A 17297-nucleotide genomic window follows, 5' to 3' on the forward strand; every position below is an offset into this window, starting at 1 on the left:
ACAAGGAACCCCATGGCCACACTCCCCTTCGGCTTCCTCGACGGCACCGGCTTCGAACACCTGGACCCTCGCTTCAAGACCTGCATTCCCGGCCCCGAGCGCGTGCAACGCCTGTGGACCGGTGCGCGCTGGTGCGAAGGCCCCGCCTGGTTCGGCGCGCACCGCACGCTGGTGTGGTCGGACATTCCGAACAACCGCATGCTGCGCTACGACGAGGTCAACGGCACGGTCGGCATCTTCCGCGAGCCGTCGAACAACGCCAACGGCCACACGGTCGACCGCGAGGGCCGGCTCGTGAGCTGCGAGCACCTCACGCGGCGCGTGACGCGCACCGAGCACGACGGATCGATCACCGTGCTGGCTTCGCACTGGCAGGGCCAGCGGCTCAATTCACCGAACGACGTGGTCGTGCATTCGGACGGCGGCGTGTGGTTCACCGACCCGAGCTACGGCATCCTCTCCGACTACGAAGGCCTGAAGGCGGACAGCGAGATCGGCGCCTGCCACGTCTATCGCATCGACCCCGCGAGCGGCGAGGTCGAGCGCATGGCCGACGACTTCGTGAAGCCCAACGGGCTGGCGTTCTCGCCCGACGAATCGCTGCTGTACATCGCCGACACCGGTGCGAGCCATGCGGCGGACGGGCCGCGGCACATCCGCAAGTTCAAGGTCGGCGCCGATGGCCGCACCTTGAGCGGTGGCGAAGTGTTCGCCGAATGCACCAGCGGCCTGTTCGACGGCTTCCGGCTCGACACCGAAGGCCGCATCTGGACCAGCGCGCTCGACGGCGTGCACGCCTACCACCCCGACGGCACGCTGCTCGGCAAGATCCTGCTGCCCGAGCGCGTGGCCAATGTCTGCTTCGGCGGGCCGAAGCGCAACCGGCTTTTCATCTGTGCGACCACGTCGCTCTATGCCATCACGCTGAACGCGAAGGGAGTCTGATCCATGTCCAGAACACTGGAGGCCGATGGCCTGCAAGCCACCGTCGCCCGCATCCTCGAAGCCGCAGGCAGCACGCCGGCCGAAGCCCAACAGGTGGCCGCCAACCTCGTGCTGGCGAACCTCAGCGGCCACGACTCGCACGGCGTGGGCATGCTGCCGCGGTACGTCGACGCGGTGGCCGAGGGCGGGCTGAAGCCGAATGCCGCCGTGCGCGTCAACCTCGACATCGGCACGCTGATGGGGCTCGACGGCCAGCACGGCTATGGGCAGATCGTCGGCGTGCAGGCGATGGAACTCGGCATTGCGCGGGCGAAGCAGCACGGCAGTTGCATCTTCACGCTCTCGCATGCGCACCACCTGGGACGCATCGGGCACTTTGCCGAGATGGCGACGGCGCAGGGGCTGGTGTCGATGCACTTCGTCAACGTGCTGTCGCGGCCGGTGGTCGCGCCGTGGGGCGGCGGCGACGGGCGCTTCGGCACCAACCCGTGCTGTATCGGCATTCCGCTCGCGGGCGCGGACCCCTTCGTGCTCGACTACGCGACCAGCCGCGTCGCGCAGGGAAAGATGCGCGTGGCGCACAACAAGGGCGAGCGCGTGCCCGACGGCTACCTGATCGACGAGAACGGCGCACCGACCAACGACCCCGGCGTGGTGGTCGTGCCGCAGGGCAACGGCCTGTTCGGCGCACTCATGACCTTCGGCGAGCACAAGGGCTACGGCATGGCCGTGGCGTGCGAGCTGCTGGGCGGTGCACTCACGGGCGGTGGCACATGGCACCGGCCGGCCGACACGACCCGCACGGTGCTCAACGGCATGCTGACGGTGCTGATCGACCCGGCGCGCCTGGGCACGCAGACATCGTTCGACCAGGAGGCGCGGGAGTTCGTCGAATGGCTGCGGCAGAGCCCGCCGGGACAGGGCTTCGACGAAGTGCAGATTGCCGGCGAACCGGAACGCAAGGCGCGGGCTGCACGGCGGCGGGACGGGATCTGGGTCGATGAGGCGACGTGGGGGGAGATCGTCGCGGCGGGTGCCAAGGTGGGCGTGGCCATCGCGTAAGGGCTGACGCCGGCTAGCGGCGCACGCTTCGCGACTTCTGGCTCAGCACGAGCGCGATGCCTCCCAGGATCGCCACGGAGGCAGCCGCCAGCCGCGGCGTGATCGCCTCGGACAGGAACAGCACGCCACCGAACGCGGCCAGCAGCGGCACCGACAGTTGCACGGTGGCTGCCCGCATCGCCGAAAGGCGGCCCAGCACCGCATACCAGACGACATAGCCGAGACCCGAGGTCAGCGCGCCGGAAGCCACGGCAAGCGCAACACCGGTCGCGTCCGCATGCGTGCTTGCCACGAAGCACAGGCTCAGCGCGAGTGCGAGCGGCACCGCCCGCGTGAAGTTGCGCGCAGTGGCGGCCAGCGGGTCGGCCACACCGCGGCCGCGCAATGAATACATGCCCCACGCCACGCCCGCCACTGCCATCAGCACGGCGCCAAGGAGCGGCGGCGCGGAAATCCCCGGGGACACCAGGTACACGAGTCCGACCGCCGCCAGGGCAAAACCGAACCATGCAGCAGGCCCGAAGCGCTCGCCGGAGCCCAGACCCGCACCGAGCATCGTGAGCTGAACCGCACCGAACAGAATCAGCGCACCCGTACCCGCGGACAGGCTGAGGTAGGCGAAAGAGAAGAACGCGACATAGGCGAACAGCATGGCAGCGGCAAGCCAGTCGGCCCGCCCGGCCACGGACGGCCGCACCCTGAGCCGCACGACGAGCGCAAGCGTGATCGCACCGGCAACCAGCCTGATGCTGCCGAAGCTGGCGGGATCGATGCCCCGTTGCTGCAGCGCGAGCCTGCACAACAGCGAGTTGGCCGCGAACGCGACCATGGCCACCGCGGTAAGGGCAATGGTCTGCAGGATAGACGGGCCGCGGCGCCCTTCAGACATGGCTTCAGACATGCATCGCCACCATGAAGACGGCCCAGCCCAGCAACGCGAACCCAAGCGGCGCGCTGAGACGATGGCCCCAGGGAACGTTCTTTTCTAGCGCCATGACGGCCGCGAGCAGAAGCATCCAGCCGAGGCTGCCGGTGCCGAGCGCGAACATCAACAACATCAGCGCCCAGCAGCAGCCGACGCAGAACAGGCCGTGGTGCGTGCCCAGCGCGAACGCCTGCCTGGCCTGCGCCTGTCCCCGCCAATGCTCGACGACGAAGCTCAGCGGCGTGCGGCACTTCTCCAGGCACCGGTGCTTGAGACGGCTGAACTGGAAGGCTCCAGCCAGCGCGATGGTCGCGGCACCGAGCACCCAGCCGTGCCACGCCAGGGTCGGCGCGCTGGCGAGCAGGGCCAGCACCGCACTGTGGAGTGCGTACGCCAGCAGCCCGAAGGCGCCCCACACCGCCATGTAGCCCAGCCCCAGCAGCACGAGAAGGCGCCCGTGATCCGGGCGCCCCTCGGTCAACCTGTCGAAGGCGTTGAACAACGGCAGCGTGGTCGGCAGCATCATGGCCGCCGTCATGAGAATCCACGAAGCGGCGTAGAGCACCATGGGCACGACCACGTCGCCGGCGGGAACGACCTGGCACAGGAACGCGGCCGGGCCCGAGGCGGTCCAGTCGCCGTGTTCGAGATAGCGTCCATAAGGACTGCGCGCCCAGGCCCACAACGCCATCCACGCGAGCGTGATCAGCGCAACAAGCACCGGCAGGAACACACGGCGGTGACGCGAGACGTTGCGCGGCGGCGAGCCGGCCGCCGGGTTCATTGGGCAACCTTCGTGCTTCGCATTGCGGTGCGAGCTTGCTTGGGGCGGCCCGGCGCGGCGCTCATGCGTCGAAGACGAAGGTGCTCTGCAGCGCGTTGTGGTTCTTGATGTCGAGGTCGATGCCCAGCGCAGCATTCTTCGACCGGTAGGTCGGGGCCTTGCCGACGAACACCGGCGCGCCCGGAACCGTCGAGAACACGGTGTCGGAAAGGGTGGTCTGGCCGCCGGTCGCGCCGCGGTAGGGCTCGAGTTCGGCGTAGTAGTCCTTGCCGATCTCCAGCTCGCCCTTGCCGTTGTTCACGGTGAAGCGGATCGGCGCCCTCTCGACCGACACGACCTGGCCGATGAGTTTGGCCAGGTCGGCAATCGGTCCGCCGGCCTGCCCGGTGTAGACCTTGAGCAGCGCTTCTTCCTGCTCCTTGGAGGCGCTTTCGTCGACGAAGATCGCCGCCGTCCAGTTGCCTTCCAGGATGTTTCCGGGCACATGCGCCACGGCCGCGATGGTGTTGCCGCCGACGTCGATGCCGTCGATCGTTCCCTTATCGATGCGCCACGCGACGATCGTGTCGCAGGTGCCTCTGTCAGGATCCTCGCCGATCCAGCAGGGACAAAGGACGTTGCAGTTGCATACCTCGAGCAGGCGACCTTCCAGGTGATAGCTCATACGAACCTCCGTTCAAGAAGCCACACGAACACGGACTTGTCGCCGCGACGGGGCGGCAAGGGGCGCTGATCCTACGCTTCGCAACGAAGCAAGTCGAGCGCGATGCCGGGCCGCGCGCCGTCACCTGGGTACCCTGTCACCGGGGCGATGAGCCATCGCCCCGACAGGGACGAATCAAACGATCAATGCGATCGTTGCTTCGAGGTGCTCGGAAGGCGCGCGGCGGAAACCCGAGCGCGCAAAGCGCTGGAGCTGCCCGACCACGAAGGCCGTGAGCGCCGCGGCGCGGACCTGCGCATCGACGCTGGGCGTGGCTGAACCATCGGCCGCGGCGGCGCCGCGCAGCACCTGGCGCAGCGTGGCTTCGATCTTGTCGAAGAACTGGTTCATGCGCTGCTGCAGGCGCTCGTTTTCATAGACCAGCGCATCGCCCACCATGACGCGGGTCATGCCGGGGTTGCGCTCGGCGAACTGGACCAGCAGCGTGAGGATCTTGGCGGCCTGCTGGGCGCCAGTGGCGCCCTCGCGCTCCAGGATCTGGTTGACCAGCGTGAAGACGCTCTGCTCGATGAAATCGATCAGGCCCTCGAACATCTGGGCCTTGCTGGCGAAGTGGCGGTAAAGCGCGGCCTCGCTCACTTCGAGCCGCGCGGCCAGCGCAGCGGTGGTGACCCGCTCGGCGCCGGGCTGCTCGAGCATGGCGGCGAGCGCCTGCAGGATCTGCACGCGCCGCTCACCCGGCTTGGGGCGCTTGCGCGTCGGGGGGGTGAGCGTTTCCGCAGAGGTCTCTACGCCGGAAGCACTGGTCGTCTCTTCGTTCTGCATGGGAGCGCGTGCAAAGATGTAATCAATTGATTCTCGCACAGGGCTGTGAGCACGCGCCTTCTCCGGCTGAGCGCGCCGACAGTCTCGCGAAAGCTCGTTCAAAATCTACTTTCCCTGGCAATCGATAGAACTTCATGAGCCAACGTATCCTGGTCACCGGCGGCGCCGGCTTCATCGGCAGCCATAGCTGCGTGGCGCTGGCTGCAGCCGGCTATGTGCCCGTGATTCTCGACAACCTCTGCAACAGCGACGTGCGCGTCCTGGAGCGGCTGCGTCAGATCACCGGCAGCAAGGTCCAATTCATTCAAGGCGACGTGCGCGACGCCGCGCTGCTTGCCCGTGTGTTCGCAGAAATGCGGTTCGCAGCCGCGATCCATTTCGCAGGCCTCAAGGCAGTGGGCGAATCTGTGGCCGACCCGCTGGCGTACTACGACACCAACGTGGGCGGCAGTCTGATGCTTGCCTCTGCGATGCGGGATGCCGGCGTCAACACACTGATCTTTTCCTCGTCGGCCACGGTCTACGGTGAACCGGAGCACTCGCCGATCCCGGAAGACGCCGCCTTGCGGCCGGCGAGCCCCTATGGTCGCTCCAAGCTCATGGTGGAACAAGCGCTCGTCGACCTTTATCGCTCGCAGCCCGGCTGGCGCATCGCGCTGCTTCGCTACTTCAATCCGGTCGGCGCGCATGAAAGCGGATTGATTGGCGAACACCCTCACGGCAAGCCGAACAATCTGATGCCCTTCGTCTGCCAGGTCGCCGTGGGGCAACGCGACAAATTGCAGATACACGGCGCCGACTATCCAACACCGGACGGCACCGGAGTGCGTGACTATGTCCACGTGATGGACCTTGCTGAAGGCCACGTCGCGGCCTTGAAACACGCGGAGATCCGATCGAGCCTCGTTACCCTAAACCTGGGAACCGGGCAGGGAGCCTCGGTGCTGGAAGTGGTGCGGGCCTTCGAACGTGCAAGTGGACGCCCCTTACCCTTCGAGATCGGTCCGCGCCGGCCGGGCGACGTCCCCGCCTACTGGGGCGATCCATCACTTGCCCAGACGACGCTGGGCTGGCGCGCGCGCCGCAGTCTCGATCAGATGTGCGCCGACAGCTGGCGCTGGCAGCAGCGCAACCCGGAAGGGTACCGCTAGCACCTCTCGCAATTGACTTTCAGCGCGCGCGAATCATCGTCCCGTAAGCCTGGTCGGTCAGGATCTCCAGCAGCATCGCGTGCGGCACCCGGCCGTCGATGATGTGCACCGCGTTCACGCCGCTCTTGGCCGCGTCGAGCGCGCCTTCGATCTTTGGCAGCATGCCGCCCGAGATCGTGCCGTCGGCGAACAGGTCGTCGATTTCTCGCGCACTCAGGTTGGTGAGCAGCTTGCCGTCCTTGTCGAGCACGCCGGGCGTGTTGGTCAGCAGCATGAGTTTCTCGGCCTTGAGCACGGTGGCGAGCTTGCCGGCGACGACGTCGGCGTTGATGTTGTAGCTCTCGTTCTCCTCGCCGAAGCCGATCGGGCTGACCACGGGGATGAAGGCGTCGTCCTGCAGGGCCTTGACCACGCTGGGGTCGATGGAGACGATGTCGCCGACCTGCCCCACGTCATGGTGCAGGTTCGGGTCGGTGCGGTCGGCCAGCTTGAGCTTCTGCGCGCGAATCAGGCCGCCGTCGCGCCCGGTCAAGCCCACGGCCTTGCCGCCGGCCTGGTTGATCAGGCCCACGATGTCCTGCTGCACCTCGCCGGCCAGCACCCATTCGACGACTTCCATGGTCTCGGCGTCGGTCACGCGCATGCCCTGGATGAAGCTGCCCTTCTTGCCGAGCTTGTTGAGCGCCGCCTCGATCTGCGGGCCGCCGCCGTGCACCACCACCGGGTTCATGCCGACCAGCTTGAGCAGCACCACGTCTTCCGCGAAGTCGGCCTGCAGCGCCGGATCGGTCATGGCGTTGCCGCCGTACTTGATGACGATGGTCTTGCCGTGGAACTTGCGGATGTACGGCAGCGCCTGGGCCAGGATCTCGGCCTTGTCGCGGGGGGGGATGTTGAGGACGGGGGCGGTCATGGGCGGTCAGGCTCCAAAGCAACAGTGGACGATCAGGTGAGGCTCAAATTCTCGCGCAATCGCGGTGACAGCCGACTGACTGCGCGGGAACACCGTGGAACCGGCTTTCCCGGGCCACCGGTGTTGCCCCCTGCAAGGGGGTTGGCGCAGCGACACGAAGTGCGCGAAGCCTGGGGGTGTGCCGGTTCACGGACGCAGCCAGCGCGGCACCTTGAAACGCACAATCATCAGGTACGCGCCCACATAGGTCGTGACAAACAGCAGGCAGAAGAACATCAGCACGATGGTGTTGTTCCAGAACAGCACGGCCGGCACCACCGACAGCGCAGCAAACATCCAGAGGTACGGCGAAGTGCGGTTGTTGCGTGCGAGCAGCTGCCGGGCCTCGTCGTCCGCGAAGGCCACGCGCACGATGCGGCGGAAGATCAGTTGGTGAAAGTGCAATGCGTCGGCCGTGCCCGGCGACTGGCCGCGCGCCAGCTTGCGGTAGATGGAGAACAGCGTCTCCCACACCGGGTAGATCAGCAACAGCATCGGGAACCAGGGCGACACCACGCGGTGGCGCTGCACCAGCGTCACGCAGGCCACGGCGATCACCATGCCCCAGACGTAGGCCCCGCCGTCGCCGGCGAAGATCTTGCCGCGCGGGTAGTTCCACACCAGGAAGCCGAATGTGGCGCCGACCAGGCAGATCACCATGGCCGCCAGCTGCCGGTCGCCGACCTGCAGCGCCACGTGGGAAATTGCCAGGCACACCAGCACGGCGACCGTGCCCGCGAGCCCGTTGTAGCCGTCGATGATGTTGAAGGCATGCGGCAGGCCGCCGATGGCCAGGGCCGCGAACAGCACGGTGGCAAAGGGAATCATCGCCAGCCAGCCGTCGACCGTTTCGGAGCCGGTGCGCGCCACGCCCAGCCCCAGCAGCCAGCACACGAGCAGCGCGGAGCCGATGGTGAGCCCCAGCCGGTAGCGCACCTTGACGTTCTGGGTGACGTCTTCGACGATGCCGCCCAGCACTGCCGGCGCGATGCACAACAACGTGAGCATCGAGGTCTTGACGGGCCACGACACGTTGAACGGATCGGTGCCGGTGACGCCGGCTGCCAGCCATGCCACGCCCATGCCCAGCAGGATGCCCGCACCGCCCAGGCGCGGCACATGGCCTTTGTGGAAGCGCTGAGGCATGTCGGCGCCATAGAGGCGGGCATGCCTGCGCGCGCGGCGCATGAACAGCTGGACCGCGAAAGCGGCGACGAAGAAACTGATGACGATCAGAGCAATCATGTGTGGGGGTTGGGGAACCCTAGAATTCCCGAGCGAAATTAGACCATGCCCACGCCTCCCTCCCCCCGCCCCCCGATCACCATTTCAATCGTGAGCCACGGCCAGCTCCCGCTGGTGCTGCCGCTGCTCGAGCAGTTGGACCGGCACAGCCGAGCCGTCATTGACAAGGTCGTGCTCACATTGAACATCCCCGAGCCGGACGTGCTCGCTGACCGCAACTGGGGCTTCGAGGTGGAGCGGATCGGGAACGCGAGCCCCAAGGGCTTCGGCGCCAATCACAACCAGGCCTTCGAGCGCTGCGGCACGGCGTGGTTCCTGGTGCTGAACCCGGACATTCGCTTCGACAGCGACGTACTGACGCCGCTGCTGGCGCAAGCCGCGGCCGACGCCGGGTTGCTGACACCACGCATCCTGGAGCCGGGAAAGAACACACCGGAGCCGCACCGGGCCATGCTCACCCCCTTCGAGATCGTCGGGCGCAAGAAGCCCGGTTACGTGCGGCCCAGCGTGCCGGCGTGGATTCCAGGGCTGTTCATGCTGTTTCGCAGCGAGGCGTACCGGCAGCTCGGTGGCTTCGACGAGCGCTTCTTCATGTACGGGGAAGACTTCGACATCTGCGCACGCACCCGACTCGCTGGCTGGAAGCTGCAGGTGGGCGAAGACCTGGTGGCGCGGCACGACGCACAACGCGAAAGCCACCGGAGCAAGAAATACCTGTACTGGCACGTGACCAGCCTGCTGAAGGTGTGGCTGTCGGGGGCGTTCTGGCGGTACTGGCGGCTTCGCAGTTGAGTCAGCCGCGTTCGAGCAAGTCCTGCACGATGGCGTGCCCACCGCGGCCAAAGCGCGCATAGCGGCCACGCGCCGCCTCGATCAGGATCGGCAAGAGACGCAGCGGCCGCGCTGACGGAAGTTCGGCCCGGAACCGCTGGTGCGCAACCTTGTCGCGCTGTGCCTCCAGGTAACGGGCTGGCACCCTGGTGCCGAGTTGCTGCAGGCGCTGCAGCAACGCCTCGGCCCGGCGCAGACGCGCCACGTGCTTGTCGCCACGCTCGACAAATGCCTTGGCGATCTTCTCGGACAAGGTGAGCCGCCGCGCGCCGATCTGGTTGCTCGCGTGCTGGCGGTAGTCGATGGTTGGTTCGGGCAGCACGTCCATGCGGCCGATGGCCGCGGCCACGGCGGCCAGCCACTCGTCGTGCACCCATTCGGGCGCGAACGGCAGCGCGACTTCGAGCAAGGTCTTGCGGAACACCGTGGTGGCGCCGGTCACGAGATTGCGCCGCAGCAGCACGCCGAAGGCCTCGCCGTGCGCGATGGCCTCCAGCTCTACGGGCTGCACTTCCAGTGCATGGAAGAGCGTGGAGCCCAACGGTTTCAGCTCCGCATCGACGAGGCGTGCGTCGGTGTGCAACAGCAACAGGTCGGGACGGGACTCGAATTGCGCCACCATGCGCGCGAGCCGGCCAGGATGCCAGGCATCGTCCTGGTCGCACAAGGCAATGAGGTCATGGCTGCAGGCGCGCACGGCCTGCTCGAAATTGCGCGTGACGCCCAGGGGCGGCACGTTGCTGAATACGCGCAATTCGATCCGATCGGCCACGTCGCACTGCGCAAGGGTGTCGCGCACGACGGCCAGGGTGTCGTCGGTCGAACCGTCGTCGGACAGCACGATCTCCCGCGGCAACGGCGTCTGCGTGCAGATGCTGCGGATCTGCTCGGGGAGATAGCGCGCGCCGTTGCGGGTGCAGAGCGCGACGGAAACGTCGAGGGCCATCAGACCGGAGGCAGGCGGGGCGGCCAGGCGTAGCTGAAGTCCTCGCGGGCCAGCATGAGGTTGGGGCTGTAAGCGGGGTCGTTCTGGATGAGATCGCCCCAGCGCTGGTGCATGTAGGCGGACTCTTCCTGGAACTGCGCCTGCCTCTTCGGGGACATGTTCTTCGAACGGGTCGCGGACTCGTAATGGAACAGTTCCGCATACGGCGTCCAGACATTGCGCAGGCCCGCTTCGCGCAGGCGCAGGCAGAAGTCGATGTCGTTGAAGGACTCCTTCAGATGCACTTCATCGAGGCCGCCAACAGCGAGGTAGTGCCGTTTCTGAATCACGAGGCAGGCCGCCGTGACGGCGGAGAACGATTGAATCAGTGCAGCGCGGCCGCCATAACCTTCACGCCCGACCGGCATGCCCCGATGCGCATGCGCCGCAATGCCGCCGATGCCGAGGATCACGCCCGCGTGCTGCAGTGTCCTGTTCGGATACCAGAGCCGGGCCCCCACCGCCCCCACACCCGGCTGAACGGCCAGGCAAACCATCTCGCTCAGCCAGTCGGGCGTGATGACCTCGATGTCGTTGTTCACCAGCGCGAGGATTTCGCCGTTCGCTGCGGGGATCGCACCGTTGTTGAGCGCCGAGTAATTGAAGTCGCGGTCGTCGCGCAGCACGCGGACATTCGGCTTTTCCGAAGCAATGCGCTTGAACCAAGCGAGCGTGTCCGGATCGTCGGAGCCGTTGTCGACGATGATGATCTCGTAGTTCGAATAGCTGGTCTTCGCGAGGATCGACTCCACGCACTGGCGCGTCAGTTTCAGGGCGTTGCGCGTGGGGATGATTACCGAAACCAAGGGTAAGACATCGGGCAAGGCGTAATGCACCCGGTAGCCGAAGTCGAGGTGTTCGGCGCTGGCGCGCACACCGGTGCGCACGAAGTGCTCGTTGAGGGCACGCTCGCCCGCGATGGCCGCGTAGGGCTTGGCGCTCATCGAACGGGCCGTGCTCTCGCTGTGCACGCGCCAGTGATACAGCACGCGCGGAATGTGGCGGATCTGCCCGGGCTCGACGCGCTCCATGCAGCGCAGCACGAGGTCCCAGTCCTGCGAACCTTCCATGCCAACGCGGAAACCACCGACCGATCGCATGAGCTCGGTCGAAAGCACGCCGAGGTGGCTGAACATGTTCTGCGAGCCGAAGAGATCGACGTTCCAGTCGCACTTGAAGTAGGGACCGAACCGGTGGCCGCCCTCGTCGACCTTGTCCTCGTCGGAATAGATCAGCTTCACGTCGGGATGGGCCGCGATGCAATCTGCCACCCAGAAGAGCGCATGCGCGGGGAGCAGGTCGTCGTGGTCCATCAGCGCGACCCAGGGGCCCGAGACCAGTTCCAGCGCACTGTTGGATGCGGCCGAAATGTGGCCGTTCTCGGGGCGGAAGAAGACCTTGATTCGGGGGTCGCTCTCGCTGTAGGTCTTGAGTATCTGGCGCACCTCCGCCGAGGGAGAGGCATCGTCGGCGATGCAGAGCTCCCAGTTCGGGTAGATCTGCGCCCGCACCGATTCGATGGCCTCGCGCAGCCAGCCGGGGTTCGGGTTGTAGGTGGGCATGACGACCGAGATCAGGGGCCGGTCTTTCATGGCGGCCACGCGCTGGGCAATGCGGTCGCGCAACTCGGGCGTCAGCGTGTCGTAGCGGCGCACCCAGGACGAATAGTTGTTGTAGCCGCCGAAGCGCCGGCCCAGCTCCCAGCGGATGCCCGGCCAGCCCGATTTCTTGAACATTCGCCATGCCCGCTGAACGCGCCCCATCAGTCCGGGGCCTTGCCAGAGTCCGGCCAGGCCGAGGATGAATCGATAGACAGATTTCATAGGATGCGCATCGCGGAGAACGGGTGAGGCGGAGCTTGTCAGGAAGTACCTGAGATAGACCGAGCAATGCCGAAACATGGAGGGCCGACCTTGCGGGAGGGGATTATCTTCGCAACCACGCGCAACAAAGGACAGCCGCAGCCGTTTCGCCCCAAGACCGATCATCGGAGGGCTGCCCGTAAAATTGGCTGGTTAAAAAGCTAAAGGAAAACAATGAGGCTACTCTCAGTGGTGCTCTCGGGAGGCGCCGGTTCCAGGCTCTGGCCTGCTTCGCGCCAGGCTTTTCCCAAGCCATTCATGAAGATCGGCGACTCAACGCTGCTGCAACAGGCCGTCGAACGCGGTCAGGCCTGCGGCACGGGCGACCTGATGATCGTTACAAACAAGGATCATCTGTTCCTCACGAAGGACGTGCTCGGGCAGATGAGCGACCCCCCGGCCACGACCTTTCTTCTCGAGCCCAAGGGACGCAACACCGGCCCGGCCATCGCGTTGGCTGCGCTGCAGTGCGCGCACCAGTTCAGCGGCGATACGGTCATGCTTGTTCTTTCTGCAGACCACCTCGTGCCCGACGTGCATGCTTTCGTCGCCAGTGCGACCGAGGCTTTCCGCCTGGCCCAGGAAGGCAACCTCGTGGTATTCGGCGTGAGCCCGACGAGCCCCGATACGGGTTTCGGCTATATCGAGGTCGAGCATGTCTCGCGCGAGAGCCAGGGAGTCAAGCGTTTCGTCGAGAAGCCCGACCTCGAGACAGCACAGAAGTACCTGGCCACGGGTCGCTACTATTGGAACAGCGGCATGTTCGCCTTCACGGCAGACACAATCATCGCGGCCCTCGAAAAGCATGCCCCCGACGTGATCCGGGCAGCAAGGCATGCTTTGGAAACTGCCAAGACCGCGGGCGAATCCGTGAATTTCGATCTTCATGCATTCGGCCTGCAACCGGACATCAGCATCGACTATGCAGTGTTGGAACGCGCCTCCAATGTTCATGTGGTTCCCGCCAAATTCAGCTGGAGCGACGTGGGCTCCTGGCCCGCCGTTGCCAACGCCTTGACCCCCGACGCCAGCGGCAACACGTTGCCCGACGACGTGGTGGCACTCGACACGACCGGTACGCATGTGCAGGTCGAGAGCTATGGACCGAAGGTCGTTGCTACCGTGGGCGTCCACGACCTCGTGATCGTCGATACGCCAGACGCGCTGCTCGTGCTCCACAAGGACAGTGCACAGAAGGTGAAAAAAGTCGTCGATGTACTGAAGGCCCGCAAGCACGAGACCGTGCATCTGCCGCCAGTGGTCCACCGCCCGTGGGGCACGTACGCCTCGCTCAAGGAAGAAGAAGGCTACAAGGTCAAGCGAATCACGGTCCGGCCCGGTGAAGCGCTCTCGCTCCAATATCATCACCAGCGCGCCGAGCATTGGGTAGTGGTACAAGGCCAGGGCATCGTGCAGATCGGAGACGTCGAGCACCAGACCCTCCCCGGCCAATACCGCTACATTCCCCTGAAAGAGAAACACCGCCTCACCAACACCGGCGACGAAGAGCTCGTGCTCATCGAAGTGCAGTGTGGTGGCTACCTGGGCGAAGACGACATCGTCCGCCTTGCGGACACTTACGGACGTACATGAGCCAAGTCCATTCCAATCTACACCGAAGCGCCTTATCTGACTGGTGGCAAGGCACCCGCCGCACCGACATCTGGTGGACCCTCGCCTGGTTCGACATTGTTCTGCGCTATCGCCGTTCGATGCTCGGCCCGATGTGGCTCACCTTGAGCATGGGCGTGATGATCGGCGGCATGGGCCCGCTGTATAGCTCGCTGTTCGGCACCGAGCTTTCCAGGTTCTTTCCGCACCTGGCGCTCGGCATCATCTTCTGGGGATTCTTCTCCAGCATCGTTACGGATGCCTGCAATGCCTTCGTCGGGTCGTCCAACTATCTCAAGCAAGGCTACTTTCCGATCAGCCTGTTCGTCTGGCGCAGCCTGGCTCGCAACTTGATCCAGTTTGCCCATCAGATCGTGCTTTACATCCCGGTGGCGATCTGGGCCGGCATTTCGCTATCCTGGTCGGTATTGCTCGTCTTGCCGGCTTTTGCCATCCTGATCATCAATGCGCATGCCTTGGGACTGCTGCTGGGCCTCATCTGTACGCGCTATCGCGACGTCACGCAAATCGTCACTAGCGTGATGCAGATGCTGATGTTCCTGACGCCGGTGTTCTGGCTGCCCGAGAGCCTTCCCGGACGCGCCAAGTACGTGCTGTGGAATCCGTTCGCACAAATGCTGGACCTCCTGCGCACCCCGCTGATGGGCGGCGTTGCACACATCCATAGCTGGATCGGCATCCTGGTCTGGACGGTGATGTGTCTGACCCTCGCCATTCTTCTGTTCTCGAAGTACCGCCGCCGCGTCGTCTACTGGCTCTGATCCATGGCATTCATTTCACTCAAAAACGTCGCGGTCAACTTCCCGATCTATGGCGCTGGTGCCAACTCCCTCAAGAAGACGCTTGCAGCCTCCGTGACTGGCGGACGCTTCGGCAAGGAAACCGGCGTGACCGTGGTTCAAGCGCTCAGTGGCGTCAACCTCGAACTCAAGAGCGGTGACCGGCTCGGCCTGGTGGGTCACAACGGCGCAGGCAAGTCGACCTTGCTGCGCACGCTGGCCGGCGTCTACGAACCGTCGTCGGGCGAGTTCACGCGGCAGGGCTCGGTCGCCAGCCTGATCGACCCGTCGCTCGGCATCGAGATGGATGCCACGGGCATCGAAAACATCATGCTGCGCGGACTCGTGATGGGCATGAGCATGAAAGAAATCGACCGCCTCACGCCCGACATCTGCGAGTTCAGCGGACTGGGCGAGTACGTCAACATGCCGGTGCGCACCTATTCGACCGGCATGATGATGCGGCTTGCGTTCTCGATCTCGACCAGCGTTCAGGCAGACATCCTGTTGATGGATGAATGGCTCTCGGTGGGCGATGCGGAGTTCACCGAGAAAGCCGAAAAGCGGATGAGAGACGTGGTTTCGAAGTCCGGCATTCTGGTGCTGGCCTCGCATTCGCCTGAGCTGATCGCCAAGGAATGCAACCGCGTGATCCACCTCGAGCATGGGCGGATCGTCGAGCAGTAAAACAAGCAACGACAGGCCTACATCCGCAGGCGGATCACGCTGCCAGATTGCACTCGGCACTGACGGCAAAAATCACACGCCCGGTTGACGTTGATCAGTCCGGCAACTACGCAATCTTTGAGCCCGAACTCAGCGATCTATTCATCGCTGATCAAGAGCGGATGCCGGCGATGCGAATGGCCAAACGAGGCGCTTGCCACGGGCCAAGGCGTCCTTGAACGTCGGCGATTTCTCCATGCCCTCGGTGCACGCGTTCACGGCGCTCATTCGCGTGCCCCGAGAAGTTGTCGGGACGTCGGTCTTCTCCAGATTGAGGGGGTCAACGGTGTGCCACTGCTGCGGCCAGTGCGCGAAGGTGGCAATCCAGAGGTTCGCCGGCGTGTTGCTCATGCTTTCTAAAATACTGCATATTTAAACAGCCCTTCGGCATCCAAGCGTTTTTCGAGCACACCTTCTCGGAAACAGCCGCCGAAGTACCGCGACTTACGGTCACGGCGGTACGGGCGCGCCCATGCCCCTCGAGCAGTGTCGCACTGAAGAGTTTTGCAATTTGATCAAGGAGCAACTTCAACATGCCAACTGCCAGTGCCAACCTAGTTTCGGATCCGGCATTTCGCGGCAACTTTTGCGACTACGTAGACCGCTCGCGCGTCTACGTTCCGAACGGTAACGATCCAGCCGCGCCTCCAGCTTGGAGCATCAATCAATCCGATGGTGCAGGAACAAATCGATGGGGCCTTTTCTCGAGCTTTTCACAGTTGCAGAACGGCGAGCAAGTCATGAACACGGCGTCGGAACAATTGGTCCGACAAGCCAGTCAGGGCGTCCGGCTAGCAACCAGTGGAAGTGCAGCTTACAACGGAGGATGTCGAGTAGCTGGCCAGGGATGGCTTCACCTCCTGCTAGTTGACGATTTTCTTCGCACGGGTCCCGGTTCCTTGCCTGCACCTCACACCCTGCTGACGGTCGGGCGACAGTATTCAATTGACTTGGCGTGCGATTTCCAAGTCATCAATAGCGACTCGCAGGCGCACTGCACAGCAGACCCGAACAATCCCAACATGTTCCCCCTGACACTGCTGCTGTCTGGATTGGATGCTGCGGGAAACATTGAACCTGTGAACGCAGATTTCACAAATCGCCTCTGGTATCAGATTCCGCTCTACGACAATCGAAACCGTCAAAGCACCCAGCAGATCATGAGGGACCAACACTCGTTTCCGATCTTCATCGAAAGCAGCGCCGACTTCTTCACCCCCTCGACGCATGACGGTGGGCCGCGCAGCATTCGTGCGAACTTGAAGGACAGGCTGGTTTCGGCGATCGCACGGGTCACAGCACAGTACGGCGGGAATGTAGATTCGATGAGGTGGGGCATTGAGCACGTCAACATCGGCTACGAAACCTACGGCGCTTGGACTTCAGAGACGAGAATCGACTATCTCCAACTCACTATGACGGGCGATTGGGGCTGACGTCACCACGCCTCCGTACGTCCGACATCCACGCTGGTGAAAAGTTGGATGCTTGCGTCGGGTTACCCTGATCGCGGTGAAAGATCAGACACGCCTGCTTGCTCGCGTGCCGCTTGCACTACGCCATGCGCAGCGCATCGATCACGAGTTCGCGCGTCATTTCATCGCGCAGCGACCCGCCCCACCACCTGGCGGCTGAACAGATCGATCACCACCGCCAGGAACAGCCAGCCCTCATCCGTGGCGATGTAGGTGATGTCGCCCACCCAGGCCTTGTCCGGTTGCGTGACGGTGAATTCGCGGTTCAGCAGATTGGGCGAGATCAGCGCTGTGCCTTGGCCCGGTTGAACAAGGTTTGCTCGACCACGCCCAAGGTACTACCCGCCGCCGCCGCGATGCTCTGGCCGCCTTCGACCAGCCGCATCGCCTCCTGCTTGAACTCAAGCGTGTAGCACGCTCTTGCTGTCTTCGTCATTTCAACTCTCCTTGCTTG

At 64.5% G+C, this 17297-nt stretch carries 18 protein-coding genes and 1 pseudogene; 8 read left to right on the plus strand and 11 right to left on the minus strand.

Annotation, left to right across the window (positions count from 1 at the left end; genetic code table 11):
• Window positions 1–12 precede the first annotated feature (12 nt).
• Window positions 13–945: an SMP-30/gluconolactonase/LRE family protein gene (locus ASD05_RS23640; RefSeq protein WP_056597594.1), complete on the plus strand. Its 933-nt coding sequence runs from the start codon at window positions 13–15 to the stop codon at window positions 943–945.
• Between the two features lie 3 nt (window positions 946–948).
• Complete coding sequence (locus tag ASD05_RS23645; protein ID WP_056597595.1) at window positions 949–2007, plus strand: malate/lactate/ureidoglycolate dehydrogenase; 1059 nt, start codon at window positions 949–951, stop codon at window positions 2005–2007.
• A gap of 13 nt (window positions 2008–2020) precedes the next feature.
• Here the strand turns inward: ASD05_RS23645 and ASD05_RS23650 are convergent, their stop codons facing one another.
• From ASD05_RS23650 to slmA, 4 genes are all read right to left on the minus strand, one after another.
• Entirely contained in the window at window positions 2021–2896 is an 876-nt protein-coding gene (locus tag ASD05_RS23650) for a DMT family transporter (protein WP_414930065.1), read from the minus strand.
• Window positions 2897–2900: 4 nt separating this feature from the next.
• Window positions 2901–3716 carry a DUF2182 domain-containing protein gene (locus tag ASD05_RS23655; RefSeq protein ID WP_056597597.1) on the minus strand — a complete coding sequence of 272 codons (816 nt, stop codon included), beginning with the start codon at window positions 3714–3716 and terminating at the stop codon, window positions 2901–2903.
• Between the two features lie 61 nt (window positions 3717–3777).
• On the minus strand, window positions 3778–4380 hold the full coding sequence (locus tag ASD05_RS23660) for a DUF1326 domain-containing protein (protein ID WP_056597598.1): 603 nt from the start codon (window positions 4378–4380) through the stop codon (window positions 3778–3780).
• A gap of 174 nt (window positions 4381–4554) precedes the next feature.
• Window positions 4555–5205, minus strand: a complete 651-nt coding sequence (slmA, locus tag ASD05_RS23665; protein ID WP_056597599.1) for a nucleoid occlusion factor SlmA — start codon at window positions 5203–5205, stop codon at window positions 4555–4557.
• 134 nt (window positions 5206–5339) lie between these two features.
• Here slmA and galE point away from each other — a divergent pair, with 134 nt between their 5' ends.
• Window positions 5340–6356 (plus strand): UDP-glucose 4-epimerase GalE, encoded by a 1017-nt coding sequence (gene galE, locus ASD05_RS23670; RefSeq protein ID WP_056597600.1) that lies wholly within the window; start codon window positions 5340–5342, stop codon window positions 6354–6356.
• 19 nt (window positions 6357–6375) lie between these two features.
• Here galE and argB read toward each other — a convergent pair whose 3' ends face one another.
• On the minus strand, window positions 6376–7269 hold the full coding sequence (gene argB, locus ASD05_RS23675; protein ID WP_056597601.1) for an acetylglutamate kinase: 894 nt from the start codon (window positions 7267–7269) through the stop codon (window positions 6376–6378).
• A gap of 186 nt (window positions 7270–7455) precedes the next feature.
• Window positions 7456–8553 carry a glycosyltransferase family 4 protein gene (locus ASD05_RS23680; RefSeq protein ID WP_056597602.1) on the minus strand — a complete coding sequence of 366 codons (1098 nt, stop codon included), beginning with the start codon at window positions 8551–8553 and terminating at the stop codon, window positions 7456–7458.
• Window positions 8554–8598: 45 nt separating this feature from the next.
• Between ASD05_RS23680 and ASD05_RS23685 the strand changes: the two genes are divergently transcribed.
• The gene (locus ASD05_RS23685) at window positions 8599–9345 is read left to right on the plus strand and encodes a glycosyltransferase family 2 protein (RefSeq protein ID WP_056597603.1); all 747 of its coding nucleotides are present in this window, start codon (window positions 8599–8601) and stop codon (window positions 9343–9345) included.
• A gap of 1 nt (window position 9346) precedes the next feature.
• On the opposite strand, the gene ASD05_RS23690 is transcribed toward ASD05_RS23685, so the two are convergent.
• Both ASD05_RS23690 and ASD05_RS23695 read right to left on the minus strand, forming a co-directional pair.
• On the minus strand, window positions 9347–10330 hold the full coding sequence (locus ASD05_RS23690; protein WP_056597604.1) for a glycosyltransferase family 2 protein: 984 nt from the start codon (window positions 10328–10330) through the stop codon (window positions 9347–9349).
• Window positions 10330–12105: a glycosyltransferase family 2 protein gene (locus tag ASD05_RS23695; RefSeq protein ID WP_200955476.1), complete on the minus strand. Its 1776-nt coding sequence runs from the start codon at window positions 12103–12105 to the stop codon at window positions 10330–10332. Before ASD05_RS23695 ends, ASD05_RS23690 begins: the two co-directional genes overlap by 1 nt.
• A 300-nt stretch (window positions 12106–12405) precedes the next feature.
• Between ASD05_RS23695 and ASD05_RS23700 the strand changes: the two genes are divergently transcribed.
• Genes ASD05_RS23700 through ASD05_RS23710 form a run of 3 tightly spaced genes read left to right on the plus strand, consistent with a single transcriptional unit; the run spans window position 12406 to window position 15329 of the window.
• Complete coding sequence (locus tag ASD05_RS23700; protein WP_056597606.1) at window positions 12406–13824, plus strand: mannose-1-phosphate guanylyltransferase/mannose-6-phosphate isomerase; 1419 nt, start codon at window positions 12406–12408, stop codon at window positions 13822–13824.
• Window positions 13821–14624, plus strand: coding sequence for an ABC transporter permease (locus tag ASD05_RS23705; protein WP_056597607.1), 804 nt, complete (start codon window positions 13821–13823; stop codon window positions 14622–14624). Before ASD05_RS23700 ends, ASD05_RS23705 begins: the two co-directional genes overlap by 4 nt.
• 3 nt (window positions 14625–14627) lie before the next feature.
• Entirely contained in the window at window positions 14628–15329 is a 702-nt protein-coding gene (locus ASD05_RS23710; protein WP_056597608.1) for an ABC transporter ATP-binding protein, read from the plus strand.
• Between the two features lie 141 nt (window positions 15330–15470).
• On the opposite strand, the gene ASD05_RS23715 is transcribed toward ASD05_RS23710, so the two are convergent.
• The gene (locus ASD05_RS23715; RefSeq protein ID WP_056597609.1) at window positions 15471–15719 is read right to left on the minus strand and encodes a hypothetical protein; all 249 of its coding nucleotides are present in this window, start codon (window positions 15717–15719) and stop codon (window positions 15471–15473) included.
• Between the two features lie 182 nt (window positions 15720–15901).
• Here ASD05_RS23715 and ASD05_RS30270 point away from each other — a divergent pair, with 182 nt between their 5' ends.
• Window positions 15902–16804, plus strand: coding sequence for a hypothetical protein (locus ASD05_RS30270; RefSeq protein WP_157610245.1), 903 nt, complete (start codon window positions 15902–15904; stop codon window positions 16802–16804).
• Window positions 16805–16925: 121 nt separating this feature from the next.
• Here ASD05_RS30270 and ASD05_RS30275 read toward each other — a convergent pair.
• Both ASD05_RS30275 and ASD05_RS30280 read right to left on the minus strand, forming a co-directional pair.
• Window positions 16926–17127, minus strand: a pseudogene (locus ASD05_RS30275) (DDE-type integrase/transposase/recombinase); the annotation flags it as partial.
• Window positions 17127–17279 (minus strand): hypothetical protein, encoded by a 153-nt coding sequence (locus ASD05_RS30280; RefSeq protein ID WP_056597611.1) that lies wholly within the window; start codon window positions 17277–17279, stop codon window positions 17127–17129. The pseudogene ASD05_RS30275 and the gene ASD05_RS30280, both read right to left, overlap by 1 nt.
• Between the last annotated feature and the right edge of the window lie 18 nt (window positions 17280–17297).

It is taken from the genome of Variovorax sp. Root434 (assembly GCF_001426595.1).
Classification (GTDB): Bacteria; Pseudomonadota; Gammaproteobacteria; order Burkholderiales; family Burkholderiaceae_C; genus Variovorax.